A 14,728-nucleotide genomic window follows, 5' to 3' on the forward strand; every position below is an offset into this window, starting at 1 on the left:
TTAAAAATATAGGCAATTTAAAGATTATTGCGATTAATTTGAGGGGGAATGAAATTGGCTTTCGGATACAACAGAAGGGTTTTACACGTCGACTTATCTGCGGAAAGGATCGAAGTGGAGAATGTTAGCGACGAGTTTTACAGGACCTACATGGGAGGTTCGGGTTTAATAGGCTACTATTTACTTAAGATGATGAAGCCAGGCATTGATCCTCTGGGGCCGGACAACGTTTTGGTCTTTGCCCCCGGAGCTTTAACGGGCGCACCTTTAGGGGGGATGTGTCGCTTTGCTGTGGGCGCCAAGTCGCCTTTGACAAATGCCTTCGGACAGTCTGAGGCCGGAGGTTTTTGGGGGCCTGAGCTAAAGCGTGCCGGCTTTGACGGGATTGTCATAAGGGGCAAAGCCTGTAAACCGGTTTATCTTTATATAAACGACGGAGATGTGAGCATATGCGATGCCGGAGATCTATGGGGGAAAAAGACCGGCGAAGTTCAGGATGCGATAAGAGATAGACACAAAGACCTCGCCATTAGAGTTGCCCAGATAGGGCCCGGCGGAGAAAACCTAGTAAGGTATGCCTGCATAACTAATGAATTAAAACATTTTAACGGCAGAAACGGACTTGGAGCCGTGATGGGTTCCAAAAACCTCAAAGCTATCGCTGTCCGAGGTAAAAAGCAGATTCCCATAGCGGACCATAAGCTTATGTCGGAAATATCCAAGAAATTCGGCTCTACGGTAATGGAGAATCCTCTGACCAGGGGGTTGTACGAAAGCGGAACAGCGGCTTCCGTTTTGGGAAATAATGCGGCCGGGATTTTGCCGACCAAAAATTTTCGTTACGGTGAATTCGACAGGGCCGAGGCAATTTCTGCGAAGGCTATGAATGAGAAGATATTAGTGGCCAGGGAAGGCTGCTATGCCTGTCCCGTGAGGTGTAAAAGAGCCGTTAAATCGGATCGTTATGGAGTAGAGCCACGATTCGGCGGCCCTGAGTACGAGACACTTGCTTCTTTTGGATCGCTCTGTTTAGTCGATGACATAGAAGTTATAGCTAAAGCAAATCAGATGTGCAACGAATACACCTTGGACACCATCAGCACCGGGATGACCATAGCCTTTGCCATGGAATGCTTCGAGGCAAATATTTTGACCGGAGACGATACCGACGGAATAGAGCTGACCTTTGGCAACGGCGAGGTCCTCCTGGCCATGATAGAAAAGATAGCAAAAAGAGAAGGCTTTGGCGACGTTCTCGCCGAGGGCAGCAAAAGGGCCTCCGAAATCATAGGAAAGGGTTCGGAAAAGTTTGTCTTGACGGCAAAGGGTCAGGAGTTACCGATGCATGAGCCAAGGGGGAAATATTCATTAGCCTTAGCTTACGCTGCTTCCGAAAGGGGGGCAGACCATATGGTTGCTGCCCATGATACTATGGTTGCTTCAAAGGACCAATATGGTTTCAAAGAAATAATGCCTCTGGGTATTTTGGAGCCCGAAAGTCCTACCGTCTTCTCAAACTTAAAAGTGCGGACTTTTGCCTACCTTTCCATGTGGTGGAGCTTTTTTAACGCTGCAGGTATATGTGATTTCGTGCCGGTGCCTAGAAGCTCTATGCCCATAAAAGATGTCGTAGATGCCATGTGCGCCTTCACCGGATGGCAAACGAGCGCATTTGAGCTGATGAAAGTCGGGGAGAGAGCTTTGGTGCTCGCCAGGATGTTCAATGCCCGTGAGGGTTTCGATGTCAAAGAAGATACCTTGCCGGAAAGGTTGTTTTCTCCCCTCGAAAAAGGTCCTCTTTCCGGGAATTCGCTTTCTGAGGAGGAATTTCAGGAGGCGCTGCAAATATATTACGCAATGATGAATTGGGACGAAAGGGGCATTCCTACCAGAGGAAAATTGTCGGAATTGGGGCTCGACTGGATAGCGGAAGACGATGGCCAAGGTTATAGTATTTAGCGGCGATCGATTGACGGAGCATATTGTAGAGCTGGATCGGGCCGTGACGTTGGGATATATACTCAATAAAGTAAATATTTCAAGGGAAGAAGTGGGATTTGCAATCTGTCGCTCGAAGTACATCTCCCTGGATGATCTGGTGAATCCGGAAGATGAAGTGCGGATCTTTCCTCCCTTGGGAGGGGGTTAAATGTATTATGGCTCTTAATTCTCTATACGTTAAGAAGGGGTTTGAACAAAGCATCCATGAAGGGCACCCATGGATTTACAAAAATGCGATAAACAGGATCAGGGGCGACTTTACTCCGGGCGATTTAGTCGAGATCAAGGATTGGCGGGGGAAATTCTTAGGTATAGGGTATGCCAATCCCTCTTCGTACATTGTTGCACGAATCCTGACCAGAAAACAAGAAAGGATAGACGAAAGGTTTTGGCGCAAAAGGCTCAAATCTGCTCTGAACTTCAGGAGCAAGACCGGAATTGCCGAGCTTGATGCCTACAGGATGGTCTTTAGTGAAGCGGACTTTCTGCCCGGTGTAATTATTGACAAATTTGGCGATTATATAGTCTTGCAGACCCTGACGCTCGGGATGGATAGGTTCAAGGAAATCATCGTAAGGGTATTAACCGACCTCTTTCCCGTAAAAGGTATATACCACAAAAACGACGTGCCCGTTAGAGCGATCGAGGGATTGTCTCAAGAGGATTGCCTTCTCTTCGGTGAAGTGCCCGATGAAGTGATAATCGAAGAGAATGGCGTAAAGTTTTGCGTAAATATCGCCGGAGGCCAAAAAACGGGACATTTTTTGGATCAACGTCGAAACAGGGTCCTATTGAAGGATATATCAAAGGGGGCCGATGTGCTGGATGCCTTCTGTTATACTGGGGGTTTTGGCCTCAACGCTGCCAGGTTTGGCGCGAAAACTGTCTTTGGCGTAGACGTATCGGAGGATGCTGTAGCGACGGCAAGGCGCAATGCCGGCCTGAACGGATTTGACGCTGTTTGCCGATACGATGTGGCAAACGTTTTCGACCGCCTAAGGGAGTTAGAGCCAAAGGGTCAAAGGTACGACGTAATCGTTTTAGACCCGCCGGCCTTTGCCAAAAACAAAAAGGCTGTTGAGGGGGCTCTCAGGGGATATAAAGAGATCAACTTGCGAGCCATGAAAATAATCAAAGAAGGCGGTTTTCTTCTGACCTGCTCCTGCTCTCACCATATATCGTGGGATCTCTTTGAAGGGGTTATATTTGAGGCGGCGAAGGACGCCGGCAAAACACTTCGCGTTGTTGCCAGGGAGGGTCAACCGCCGGATCATCCGGTGCTTATGGGCTTTGACGAGTCGCTGTACCTCAAATGTCTTCTTCTCGAAGTTTCTTGATGATTTTATTCGGGCAAAGTGCCTTGGCCGTCTCCCTGTAATTTTGCTGAGACAGCGGCCTTTTCCTTTTTTCTTATTACGGCGACAAAATACAAGCTCAGGATGGGCAAGGCACCGATGACAGCCAACGCCCAGGTGATGCCAAGGAGGTCGCCTATAATCCCCAAAGGCGGAATCAATAGGCTTCCCAATCCCCATGCAAAACCCATGACTATAGAGCTTGCCATTGCCCTCGACTCGGGCATCCATTCTTGAGAGATGGCGCCCGTTATGGGAGTCGTGGCCTCGATTAAGGCGGCTCCCAAGGTGAAAAGCAAAATCGATATGACGCCTTTTAGCAGTGCGGCAGGGATGAGTAAAGCTCCCCCCAGAGCCATGCATAAGAAGATTATCCTGCTTTTGCTGGTGCGGTCGGCGATGTATCCTCCTATTAAAGGCGATATCGATCTTGCTATCATTATAATGAAGAGTACCTTCCCCACATCCCCGATGGTACCTCCTTTGATGGCTATGGCTATGGGCATGAAAAATTGAATGCCCTGAATCGATGTATCCCTTATTACGGCGACGCATAGGGGCGCGAAGGTTATTTTTATAGAATGTAATATGAACTTTAAGCCCTTTGTGTTGTCCGATCTGCGACTTGTCTCCTTGCTGGGGATGGAGGGGAAAAACTTAAAGACCAATACTGCATAAAGCAAGACCGGAAGGGAGGTCGCTATGGGCATGAAGGCCTCTCCCAACCTTTGGTAAAGATAGGCACCGTAAAGGGGGCTCAAGGCGCTCGCCAATATTCCTCCCATCGAAAAAATGGAAAAGGAAAAGGACAGATTTCGCGAGGATGATACGTGTCCTACCGATCCCTGACCTTGAGGATGAAAGGTAGCGCTTCCTATGGCCCACAATCCTACGAAGAAAAAGGCCAGCGCGTAGCTGGGAGACGAAGGTATAAGCGAAGCTCCCAATGCAGCAAGTATCGGGCCTACCAGGATCATCAGCGGACGCGATGTTTGGTCTGAAGCGTAGCCCAAGAGAGGCTGCAAAAAGGAGTTTATTATACCCGACAGAAAAGTCAACATGCTGGCCTGTGTTATCGACAGCCCCAGCTTCATCATCAAGATTGGGGTGAACGTAACCAAAAAGGCGGCATGTATATCGTTTATAAAATGACCCATGGTGAGAATGGCAAGTCCTTTATGGGCATTAGCTTTTAAATCACCGGTTTTCAAAAGAGCATCCCCTTTTTATTAAAATTAAATGTGTTATTATTTAAATGTAATATACCAAAATAGGTAGTTTAGTCCAGAGGAGGTGCCGAATATGCCTGTAATTACTGTCAGTGGTCCGGCTTTGAGCCTAGAAAAGAAAAGAGAATTGGTTAAAGACCTTACAGAGGCGGCGAGCAAGATCATGGATATACCTAAGGAAGCCTTTGTGGTGCTGGTCTCCGAAAATCCCCAGGAAAACGTAGGAGTTGGCGGGATGCTTTTGGCCGACAGAAAACAAGATTGTTCCGAGGAAGCCCCTGCGGAAAAGCCAAAGCGTGGGGGCTGTCGAAGGAAGAAAACAGAAGCTTAGGTTATTTGAGATCTATCCATTGCCTGGGGATAAATAATTAAAACAGCAGGATTAAGCAATCAATAACCCCCGCGTAGATCCCTCTGAGGAAGGGGAAAGCTTGCGGGGGTTATTGATTGGCATCCTTGGTCGCCATGTTTATGCAAGTTATTTTATGTTCTTGCCAGAAAAAAGAATATCACCAAAGCAGCGATGATGACATGGATTGTATATTGACGTAGTTTGCCTGTATGAATTTTAGCCACTATAGTCGGGCAGAGGATCAGGATGCCGTAAAGTTTGATTAACAGAAAATCCAGATCATAAATTTCGTGTTTTCCGGGGGTAAGGGTTTTTTTAAAGACGATAAATAATATGCCGCCGGTGAAGATTGGGATTATGGCCGAGAGTAGAGCTTCGGTCTCGAAGAAATTTCCAAAATTCATTCCCATAAAGTTTGGAAGAAGTTGGGGGCATATTCCCAAGAAGATCGTCATAAAAGCTAAAAGTGCCATTCCCGTATTTTGAAATATTCTCTTTTTGCAGGACAAAATAGGGTTATAATGTGGATCTTTTCGAACAACATCTCCTTTAAAGAAGAATCCGTAATAGCCCAACTTGCAGAAAGACAATACTGTTCCGACATTTGCTGCTTGAAGGATCCAAACTACTGGATAAAATGAAATTTCTTTTAACGATGCTTTGATCATGGCTTTGCTAGCAAAACCGCTCATGCCGGGAAAGCCCGATATTGCTAAAGCTCCTATCAAAAAAAATGCGAAAGTAACGGGAAAAGCTCTCGCAGTGCCATGACCCCAAAGGTTAAGATCTCTCGTACCGTAAGCTTTTTCAATTGAACCTATGCACAAAAACAATAGGCCCTTAAAGAGAGCATGAGCTACTGTGTGATATACTCCAGCAACGATACCAAGAGCCGTCCCAACTCCTATTGCCGAGACGATGTAACCCAATTGACTTATTGTATGATAGGCCAGCAACCGTTTAGCGTCGTGTTGGGTTATTGCTTGGATGATGCCGTATAAAGCCATTGATGGACCGAGAACCATGAGCACGTCTGTCGCAGGAAGAGAGGCCAGTCTGATAAGGCCATATATTCCTAATTTGACGGAAAAACCCGATAGGAGGGCACTAGTAGGTGTGGGAGCTTCGCTATGAACTTTCGGAAGCCAAAAGTGAAGCCCCAAAAGGGCGGTTTTAATGCCCAATCCCGAAAGGAACAGCCAAAGGAGGTTAGGAGGAACAGGGCCCATGACAGCGCTTCCTCTTTCGGTTATCATGATGGCCGCACCGACAAAGATAAGAAGAGATCCGGAAAGTTGAGTCAGCAAATAGTAAAGGGCTGTACGAAAATTTAAGGGCAGGATCATGAAAAATAGCATTATTGAGGACATTTCGAGAAATACCCCAAAGAAAAACCAGTCTCCCGAGAAGAGGGCCATACAGGAAAAGACACAAAACATCCAGGGGGAGAGGACGAAAAACCTACGTTCTTTGCCTTGTTTCTTTTCTACGTAATCCAGAGAGAATATGGAAATTGCAATTGACATAAAAAGGGCCAACATAGCCATAGACAGGGAAAGTTTATCGAAGACGAAAGAAAACTTTAATATTTCCATTGTCGCCACTGTGTCATCACCAGCCTAAAAAAATCGAAGCTAAACATGAAGCAAGCCTCATTTTGACAATATCGTAGATATGTATTCTGCCGTATCGACTGCATTGAGGCCGATATCCGAAAACAACTTCCAAAGAGACGGAACGAGGGGAACGATTCCCAAAAAAACGCAACACAGGGAACAAGCTCCTGCTATAACAAGGTTCCAGTAAGGGTTTGTTTGTCGTGGCGGCGGATCTCCTGATGAGTAAAAAAACGATAAAACACGCATGTAGTAAAAAGCCGAAATTACTGTTCCAAAGGCTATGGCCAACGCTGGAATTACATTTCCTGCTTTTGTCGCAGCGAGCATCAGGTACCATTTGCTCATAAATCCGTTAAGAGGAGGAATGCCTACTATTGCAGCAGTTAAGAGGGAAAAGACGATGACGAACCACCGGCGATGATGGTAAAGACCTCGAAGATCGTAGATGTTGCGGGTTTTCATGTCTTCGGCAATATGTCCGGCCGCAATGAAAAGCCCCACTTTCATAAACATGTGGTTGATCGCATGGAAAAAAGCTGCAGAAATGCCAGCAGCCAATCCCGTTCCAACCCCTATAAGCACGTAACCTATCTGTGCAACCGTGGAATAAGCCAATAATCTTTTTATGTCTTCTTGCCTCAATGCCATTAAATGACCGCCCAATACGGATAATGTTCCTACGACGGTGATAACTGTAAAGACAGCTGGTTTTGTATCGAGGAAGAGTAGTAGAGACAGTCTGAGAAGGGTATATATCGATACCTTCACCACGACTCCCGAAAGGAGGGCACTTACGGCCGTTTGGGCGGAAGAGTGGGCATCTGGCAACCAGAAATGCGCAGGAAAAGCTCCAATTTTAATAAAAAGGCCTATTAGCAAAGAGGCTGCAATAACTGTCAAAGCTTCATTCGGTATGCGGGGTAATGTAAGAGAAAGTACTGCCATATTTAGCGATCCGGTGGCCATGAAAATATAGGCGATACCCAGCAAAATAAAAAAAGCGCCAATCGTGCCGAGTACTAGATACTTAAATCCTGCTTCTATAGCTTGCCACGATAGGGTAAAGGCAACGAGTAGGTATGCCGCCAGCGAAAAAACTTCATAAAAAACGTATAGATTAAATATGTCTCCCGTTACCAAGACGCCATTCATTGAAGCCTGAAGCAGGAAAAAAATAACGTAATATCTCCACGGTCCCTCCTTTAAGTGTCCGTAGGAAGCTAAAAATGCCGCTCCTCCTCCTATGGCCGAAAGAAAGAGAAAGGCAGCTGATAGTTTATCTACAATGAAGACAATACCCAGCTCTGCAGGCCAACCCCCAAGAGAGGAAAGGGCGGATTGCTTCCATCCCGATATGGCTGCAGAGATTGTGACGAAAAAGACAGCTATGCCAAATAATAATATAGCCCTTTTTAGCCAAGTTTTTTTGAAAATATGGATCAAAGGGATTAAAAAAGCCCAAGTGAGGGGGATGAGTACACTCAATAGTGAAATCATCCTCGAAGACCCCTTATTTTATCCAAGTCCACCGTTTTGTAACGTTGATGTAGCTTTATTACGAAGGCAAGGGCCAAAGCCAAATCGCTTGCCCCTATTACGATTGCTGTCAAGGTAAAAGCATGGGGGAGGGGGTTTGCGGCAATACCTTCTATTGGCAAAATGGGAGGACGCCCCCCCTCCACGAAGCCAGCGGCTACTATCAGCAGTAAAACAGAGGATTCCATAAGGGAAAGACCTATGACCGTTTTAAAGAGATTTCTTTTGGATATTATTGTATATAAACCAATGCAGAATAAAATTATAGCAGTGCCGTGGCTTAACATAATTATAGTCATTTATTCTTCACCCCCGGAATCTTGGTGACCTCGAATTCCAAGAGCTTTATCATGCTGTAAAAGATAGTGGACAGCCCCGCGCTTACTTTCATGCCTATCGCGATATTTAGCAGCGGTATGGATCCGCCACTTAGAAATCTGCCTACCTCCCCCTTTGGGTAGCCAGCGGCGATATTAGAGAGAAAGCCCGCTCCTGTCCAAAGCCCTACGAATCCAATGAGAACAAACATGAGAGCTCCCGACGATTCTATCAGTTCTTTTGTCTTGGGCTTGATCATGACTGCTTCAAAGCCAGAGCCGTAAACAATACAGAAAAGGATTGTAGCGGTAGCAAAAACTGCTCCACCCTGAAAGCCTCCGCCGGGAGATATGTGTCCCATGAGCACTATCCCTGCGGCATACAATAGCAGAAAAGGAATTATAAAGCTTACTCCCTTTTTCACGATGAAGGACAATCCCGTAGAAGAGATTTTGAATTTGCTTTTGGCAAATAACATCGCGATGCCGCAAACCGACGTGTAAATTACCGACGCTTCGCCTAAGGTGTCTAAGGCTCTGTAATCGAAGAGTATGGCGGCAACTATGTTTGTTGCGCCCGTTTCTTCGGCGGCGCTTTCGATGTAATGTGCCGCAGGGCCTATTATGATTTGGGTCGGTTCAAGGGCTAGTATGCCCTTCCAGAACTGCCATCCTAGTGCAAGGCAAAGCAAGAAAGTCACAATTCTTAAAAAACAGGACTTAGACATAACTGCTACTCCTCGTCATTTTCTCGTCTGCCTTCTTTTTGTGTTTGGCTGTAGGCAACCAAAAAAAGAGACGTGATCAATCCGGAGCTAATGACAGCCTGTGTAAGCGCAACATCGGGGGCTTGAAGCGCAACAAAGGCTATTGCCAATAATACGCTAAAAACAGAAAGACTTATCACAGCACTTAAGATGTCTTTTATCTCGGATGCCACCAAAGCGGTCAAAATCAAAAAAAAGCAGATAAAGGAGTAAAGGGGGGCACTCACCGCTCGGTCTCCTCGCCGTTGTTGTTTAAATTTTCTCCATAGTCGTCTTTATAGGAGACCGTAGGCTTTATTCCGTGCAAATAGCAGGCTCTGGCAATAGCGTGGGAGGAAATGGGATTCGTGATCAGAAAAAAGAGAGCTATGAGCAGAATTTTCGCCTTGACTTGCCATGCAGGATAGTAAATAGCTGCTCCGACCAATGTCATTAATGCTCCTCCCGTTAGCGCCTTGGTTCCGGCGTGAATTCTGGTGTAAACGTCGGGGAATCTTATCATTCCCAGAGCGGATGTCATGGCGAAGAATACTCCAACCACCATAAAAGCGCATGCAATTGCCGAAGTGATATCAATATTCATCGGTGAAGTTCTCCGTGCTCAAAATACTTAGCCATTATAAGGACATCTGCGAAGGCTAAAATGGAAAAGGCCAGGGCAATGTCCAAAAAAATTCCATTTCCGAAATCTATGGCAAGTAAAGCCAGGACTGTTGTTAAAATAATCGTAAGAGCATCGGCAGCTACTATTCTGTCTGGAACCGTCGGTCCTATTATGACGCGCCAGAATCCCATGAGAGAAGCGATCATCAATCCCCAGAGGGCCAGTCTTATCATTCCATCATCCTCCTTAGTCGTTCCTCGAGCTCTTTGACTTCTTTGCGCACCGCGTCCGCATCTAAGGTGCGAAGATTTATGGAATGGACGAATAAATTGTGATGCGCTAAATCAATGTCGACAGTCAAAGTGCCAGGTGTTAAAGTGATCTGGTTTGCCAAGATGACCAAAGTTGTTTTGTTTCTAATTGAGGTTTCAAGTTTGACGACGCCAGGTTTTAACTCAATATGCGGTTTTAAAGCTAAGAGGGCGACCTGAGCGGTAGCCAGGAGAATATTTAAGACATATAAGGGAAAAAAGGTAATTGCTTCCCTAAAGCGAAAGTGCAGAGGCGGTTCTTTGTGGCGATACAACTCGTGTACAGTGGGGAAAAAGGACAGGTGTGAAATTCGGGTAACGACAAAGCTCAAGGCCAACCCAACAACCAGAGCAGGAAGTTCTAACTTCCATGTAAAAAGAATCCAGAATAAAAAAAGAACCATGAAGAGCAAAATAGATTTTTTACGATAGGTCTCCATATTACAGCTCCTTTTCTATCTAGAATTTAAAGGAGTTGCAGGAGCATACGATTGACAATACAAAAATATTACAGGCTATGAGAAATTGTTGATAAGGTGGATCACAGACAATCCCTTTGAATATCCTTTTGCAATTGCCGCCGCTATTTTAAGCCTACTAAAATTAGGTAGCAAAAAATCAATTAATTAACCTTTGTTGCTATAGGACATTAAACGAGCAGGTACGATCTTATCATGTCCTAATTTTTGAAGTCAACCCCTTTTGGGCTATATTTCAAATAATGCACCGGCTTTGCGTCGACGAATAAAAGGTTCCTGAAAAATGGTCTAAAATGATCTAACAAATAACATAAGGCGCATTTAAGCTAATGGCATTCAAAAAAGTGACGCCGGATCGACGGCATTTCCTAAAAGATAAAGCCCAAAGTGCAAGTGTGGGCCCGTCGCCCTTCCGGTCTGTCCGGAAAGAGCAATAACTTCTCCTTTTTGTACAAATTGGCCTTCCTTTACGGAGATCTCGGATAAATGCATATAGCAGGAAATGACTCCGTTCCCATGGTCGACGTACACGCTCTTTCCGCCGAAGTAATGATCTCCTGTAAGGGATACAACTCCGTCTGCGGCGCATTTTACAGGCGTTCCGACGGCTGCCCTGAAGTCGATTCCCCGGTGGGGATTTCCTGGGGTGCCGTTGTAAATTCTTTTAAATCCGTAGGGTGATGTAACGATCCCATTAACGGGACGTTGTAACGGCAATTCCCAATGTCGTCTGAGACTGACAACGTTGATGATATCTCTTACCAATTTCGATTCCTTTTCTATCCTTTCCAGGGCTTCTTTGGGAGGCGTTGCCATAGCTTGCGGTACCTTCAGTTCCTGGGTCTGATAAGATTTTGGCTCCACCTTTACATCATGCCGCAGAGTCCAAAATTTACCTCTTTCGTGATATCTCACTATCAGTTCGTGAACGCCGGGACCTGTATCCTTTACATCTGTTCCCAAAAGCATACTCGCTTCATATTTGTCTTCCGAAAAGGTGACATTTAATGGACCTTCTTTGTCAAGCCAACGAACAGTGACGTCGGTTAAAGGGTAGGGCGAGACGAGACGCATTAAGAAGGGTTCCCCCAGGCGCGTCGCATAGGTGCATTTAAGTTCTGCGGCTTCCGCCAGCGTAGATAAGACTAAAATCGTTATAAAAGTACTGTATAATATATTTTTTATCTTTTTATTCAAAATATTATTCAAAATATCGACCCCCCAAAAAAATTAATGTCGCCATATGTGCAAGGGAAATGGTAACATACTTGTAAAAGATATCAAAAAACCGTTATGTAACGCTGATTGAGAAACCAATAAAGATAATTGGAGGTAAAATGATGAATTATCGTAATGAAGACAGAACTGGAAGCCGCTGGCCGGGCGGGCCATCCCTTAACATGGGCTGCGGAGTCGTTCTGCCCATCGTTATTTTGGCCGTTATCTTAGGTTTTGTTCCCTTTGTTCGATTCTATACGGATTTTATCTGGTACGATGCCCTCGATTACGCTGCTGTTTTTTGGAAAAAGTTCTGGCCTCAATGGCTGCTTTTTGGATTCGTTTTCATATTTTCCCTGGGTATCATCAGATTTAGCTTAATGCGGGCAAGGAAGACGGCCTTGGAAGCTGTGGTCTTTTTCGATTCCCCCTTGAACCTGCCTCGGGTAAAGATGTTGATCAACGCCTTTGCCCTAGTTGTTGCTATTGCTTTGGCCTTCGGGGCAAAGGATCAGTGGGCGATGGTCTTGAGGTTTTTGAATCGAATGCCCTTTGACACAAAAGATGCAATTTTCAATAAGGATATTGGATTTTATATATTTCAATACCCCTTTTATAGGTATGCACAAAGTCTTTTGTTTAAAGTCTTTTTGATTTCGTTGATAGGTACGGCTTTCATCTTCTTTATCGCCAGAGCTCAGGGAAGAGTTGACATGGAGTCCTACAGACAAATCCCCCTTTCGGCGCGAGAGCGGTTGCAATTGGGAATTTTGGCCGGCATTTTAATGCTTTTATTGTCGTTGGGGTATTGGCTTGACCGTTACGAACTTCTCTTTTCTCCCCAGGGCGTTGTCTACGGAGCGGGATATACGGACTTGCATGCTCGTCTGTTGGCCTTAAACGTCCTTGCCACAGCCGTCGCCGTCATCGGGCTTTTTCTCCCCATAGCTGCCAGACGCAAAAGCTGGAAGTTCATAGCAGTCTTGATTGGAGTATGGATCGTTGGAACAATTGGTTTGCGGGGCATATATCCAGGGGTAATTCAAAGATATGTAGTAGAGCCCAACGAATTTCAGCGGGAAAGCCCTTACATAAGACATAACATCCTGGCCACGCAACGCGCATACGGGTTAGACGATGTAGTAGTGCGCCATATCACTCCCAAAGACGGAGTGACGGTGGAAGATTTTAATAAAAACATCGAAACCATAGAGAACATAAGGTTGTGGGATTACGGCCCCCTGCTTAGAAGCTACAAGCAACTTCAGGAAATTAGGACCTATTACGAATTCCCCGACATCGACATAGATCGCTATTATTTACAAGGCGAAGTGCCCAGGCAGGTGATGCTCGCCGCAAGGGAATTGGACGTTCGGCAGCTTCAAAACCCGACATGGGTGAATATGCATCTCGAGTTTACCCATGGTTATGGTATAGTAATGAATCCTGTCAATGAGGTGACTCCGACGGGTTTGCCCGTGTTTTACGTTCAAGATTTGCCTCCCAGGACGACCATTCCCCTTTCCATTGAATATCCTCAAATATATTACGGAGAAATGACCGATTATTATGTTCTGGTAAAAACGACGGTTCAAGAGTTCGACTACCCCGCTGGAGACGAGAACGTCCGCTCCACCTATGAAGGCAGCGGAGGAGTTCCCGTTAATTCTTTATTACGCAGGTTGGCATTTTCCGTTCGCTTTGGCGATACTCAAATTCTTTTTACCGACGTAATCACGTCGGAGAGCAGGATCATGTATTACAGGAATATACTCGAAAGGGCTAAGCGCATCGCGCCCTTTTTGCTTTTCGATCAAGATCCCTACCTTACAGTGATGGGCGGAAGGCTTGTATGGGTGATGGACGCTTACACCATAACCGACAGATATCCCTATTCGCAGCCAACACTTCTATCGACCAAAGCCGGAAAGATGCGTTTTAACTACATCAGAAACAGCGTAAAAGTTCTGGTTGATGCCTATGACGGTAACGTTGAGTTTTACATTTCCGATCCTGAGGACCCTTTGATCCTCAGTTGGAATAAGATATTTCCCGATCTGTTTAAGCCCCTGGAAGAGATGCCTTCCGAGTTGATCCTCCATCGACGTTATCCCATGGACCTTTTTCAAGTGCAGGCTCAAATATTTGCCGTGTATCACATGACGGACCCAAACACCTTTTACAACAGAGAAGACGTCTGGTCCTTCCCCACGCACGGAGGATCGCTGGCATCGCCCTATTATATCGTCACGAAGCTGAGAGAAGAGGAGAGGGCTGAATATGTTTTGGTCACGCCCTATCTCCCCACAGGAAAAAACAATATGATTGCCTGGTTAGCGGGGCGTTGCGATGGAGATGCTTACGGTCAGCTGGTGGCCTATGTGTTCCCGAAGCAGAAACTGATTTACGGCCCCCAGCAGATAGAGGCATTGATAAATCAACATCCCGAGATATCGGCACAGGTTTCCTTGTGGGGACAGAGAGGCTCGGACGTAATATTTGGAAGATTGCTGGTGATCCCTTTGGACGATGCAATTTTGTACGTGCAACCTCTCTACTTAAGGGCAGAAAACAGCGATCTTCCCGAACTTAAGAGGATAATCCTTGCGGCCGGTGGCCGCGTAGTTTGGGGAGAGCGCTTCGATGACGTAATTAGCGATTTATTTGGAATTGTGGACGAAAGGGAAACCAAAGCGGCAGAATCTCCTTTGTACAAATCTGAGGACTTGCCTGAAGGCGGTACCCTCGGGGAATTAGTAAGGAGGGCTAGGGAAACATACAATGAAGCAGAAGAAGCATTGCAAAGGGGCGATTGGGCAGGGTACGGAGAAGCTTTAAAGCGCCTGGAAGGCTACTTGCAGCACCTGGACGATTTGACGAGACCCTTACATGAAGAGGAGATCGGAGATGAATATAATTTAATTGATTGAGTTTTCTTGG

At 45.9% G+C, this 14,728-nt stretch carries 15 protein-coding genes; 5 read left to right on the plus strand and 10 right to left on the minus strand.

Going from position 1 to position 14,728, the window contains the following annotated elements:
- Positions 1 to 48: 48 nt before the first annotated feature.
- Genes HMPREF1705_RS05165 through HMPREF1705_RS05175 form a run of 3 tightly spaced genes read left to right on the plus strand, consistent with a single transcriptional unit; the run spans position 49 to position 3,338 of the window.
- Positions 49 to 1,959, plus strand: a complete 1,911-nt coding sequence (locus HMPREF1705_RS05165) for an aldehyde ferredoxin oxidoreductase family protein (protein WP_057940733.1) — start codon at positions 49 to 51, stop codon at positions 1,957 to 1,959.
- A complete protein-coding gene (locus tag HMPREF1705_RS05170) occupies positions 1,937 to 2,149 on the plus strand; it encodes a ubiquitin family protein (RefSeq protein ID WP_057941009.1) in 213 nt (70 codons plus the stop codon). The genes HMPREF1705_RS05165 and HMPREF1705_RS05170 overlap by 23 nt, the downstream gene beginning before the upstream one ends.
- A 7-nt stretch (positions 2,150 to 2,156) precedes the next feature.
- Complete coding sequence (locus HMPREF1705_RS05175; protein WP_057940734.1) at positions 2,157 to 3,338, plus strand: class I SAM-dependent rRNA methyltransferase; 1,182 nt, start codon at positions 2,157 to 2,159, stop codon at positions 3,336 to 3,338.
- 5 nt (positions 3,339 to 3,343) lie between these two features.
- Here the strand turns inward: HMPREF1705_RS05175 and HMPREF1705_RS05180 are convergent, their stop codons facing one another.
- Positions 3,344 to 4,567 (minus strand): MFS transporter, encoded by a 1,224-nt coding sequence (locus HMPREF1705_RS05180; RefSeq protein ID WP_057940735.1) that lies wholly within the window; start codon positions 4,565 to 4,567, stop codon positions 3,344 to 3,346.
- A 91-nt stretch (positions 4,568 to 4,658) separates the two neighbouring features.
- Here HMPREF1705_RS05180 and dmpI point away from each other — a divergent pair, with 91 nt between their 5' ends.
- A complete protein-coding gene (gene dmpI, locus HMPREF1705_RS05185; RefSeq protein WP_057940736.1) occupies positions 4,659 to 4,916 on the plus strand; it encodes a 4-oxalocrotonate tautomerase DmpI in 258 nt (85 codons plus the stop codon).
- Positions 4,917 to 5,068: 152 nt separating this feature from the next.
- On the opposite strand, the gene HMPREF1705_RS05190 is transcribed toward dmpI, so the two are convergent.
- From HMPREF1705_RS05190 to HMPREF1705_RS05230, 9 genes are all read right to left on the minus strand, one after another.
- The gene (locus HMPREF1705_RS05190) at positions 5,069 to 6,532 is read right to left on the minus strand and encodes a complex I subunit 5 family protein (RefSeq protein ID WP_242603601.1); all 1,464 of its coding nucleotides are present in this window, start codon (positions 6,530 to 6,532) and stop codon (positions 5,069 to 5,071) included.
- A gap of 57 nt (positions 6,533 to 6,589) precedes the next feature.
- On the minus strand, positions 6,590 to 8,041 hold the full coding sequence (locus tag HMPREF1705_RS05195) for a complex I subunit 5 family protein (protein WP_242603532.1): 1,452 nt from the start codon (positions 8,039 to 8,041) through the stop codon (positions 6,590 to 6,592).
- An 8-nt stretch (positions 8,042 to 8,049) separates the two neighbouring features.
- Entirely contained in the window at positions 8,050 to 8,391 is a 342-nt protein-coding gene (locus tag HMPREF1705_RS05200) for a sodium:proton antiporter (RefSeq protein ID WP_057940739.1), read from the minus strand.
- Positions 8,388 to 9,137 carry a hydrogen gas-evolving membrane-bound hydrogenase subunit E gene (gene mbhE, locus HMPREF1705_RS05205; protein ID WP_057940740.1) on the minus strand — a complete coding sequence of 250 codons (750 nt, stop codon included), beginning with the start codon at positions 9,135 to 9,137 and terminating at the stop codon, positions 8,388 to 8,390. The genes HMPREF1705_RS05200 and mbhE overlap by 4 nt, the downstream gene beginning before the upstream one ends.
- Before the next feature lie 5 nt (positions 9,138 to 9,142).
- Positions 9,143 to 9,403: a Na(+)/H(+) antiporter subunit B gene (locus HMPREF1705_RS05210; protein ID WP_057940741.1), complete on the minus strand. Its 261-nt coding sequence runs from the start codon at positions 9,401 to 9,403 to the stop codon at positions 9,143 to 9,145.
- Positions 9,400 to 9,759, minus strand: coding sequence for a monovalent cation/H(+) antiporter subunit G (mnhG, locus tag HMPREF1705_RS05215; RefSeq protein ID WP_057940742.1), 360 nt, complete (start codon positions 9,757 to 9,759; stop codon positions 9,400 to 9,402). The genes HMPREF1705_RS05210 and mnhG overlap by 4 nt, the downstream gene beginning before the upstream one ends.
- The gene (locus HMPREF1705_RS05220) at positions 9,756 to 10,013 is read right to left on the minus strand and encodes a monovalent cation/H+ antiporter complex subunit F (protein ID WP_009201874.1); all 258 of its coding nucleotides are present in this window, start codon (positions 10,011 to 10,013) and stop codon (positions 9,756 to 9,758) included. The genes mnhG and HMPREF1705_RS05220 overlap by 4 nt, the downstream gene beginning before the upstream one ends.
- Positions 10,010 to 10,531, minus strand: coding sequence for a Na+/H+ antiporter subunit E (locus HMPREF1705_RS05225; protein ID WP_057940743.1), 522 nt, complete (start codon positions 10,529 to 10,531; stop codon positions 10,010 to 10,012). The genes HMPREF1705_RS05220 and HMPREF1705_RS05225 overlap by 4 nt, the downstream gene beginning before the upstream one ends.
- Positions 10,532 to 10,906: 375 nt before the next feature.
- Complete coding sequence (locus HMPREF1705_RS05230; protein WP_071804889.1) at positions 10,907 to 11,779, minus strand: M23 family metallopeptidase; 873 nt, start codon at positions 11,777 to 11,779, stop codon at positions 10,907 to 10,909.
- A 131-nt stretch (positions 11,780 to 11,910) separates the two neighbouring features.
- Here HMPREF1705_RS05230 and HMPREF1705_RS05235 point away from each other — a divergent pair, with 131 nt between their 5' ends.
- Positions 11,911 to 14,718 (plus strand): UPF0182 family membrane protein, encoded by a 2,808-nt coding sequence (locus HMPREF1705_RS05235; protein WP_242603533.1) that lies wholly within the window; start codon positions 11,911 to 11,913, stop codon positions 14,716 to 14,718.
- The last annotated feature ends 10 nt before the right edge of the window (positions 14,719 to 14,728 follow it).

The sequence above is a fragment of the Acetomicrobium hydrogeniformans ATCC BAA-1850 genome (assembly GCF_000160455.2).
Classification (GTDB): Bacteria; Synergistota; Synergistia; order Synergistales; family Acetomicrobiaceae; genus Acetomicrobium; species Acetomicrobium thermoterrenum.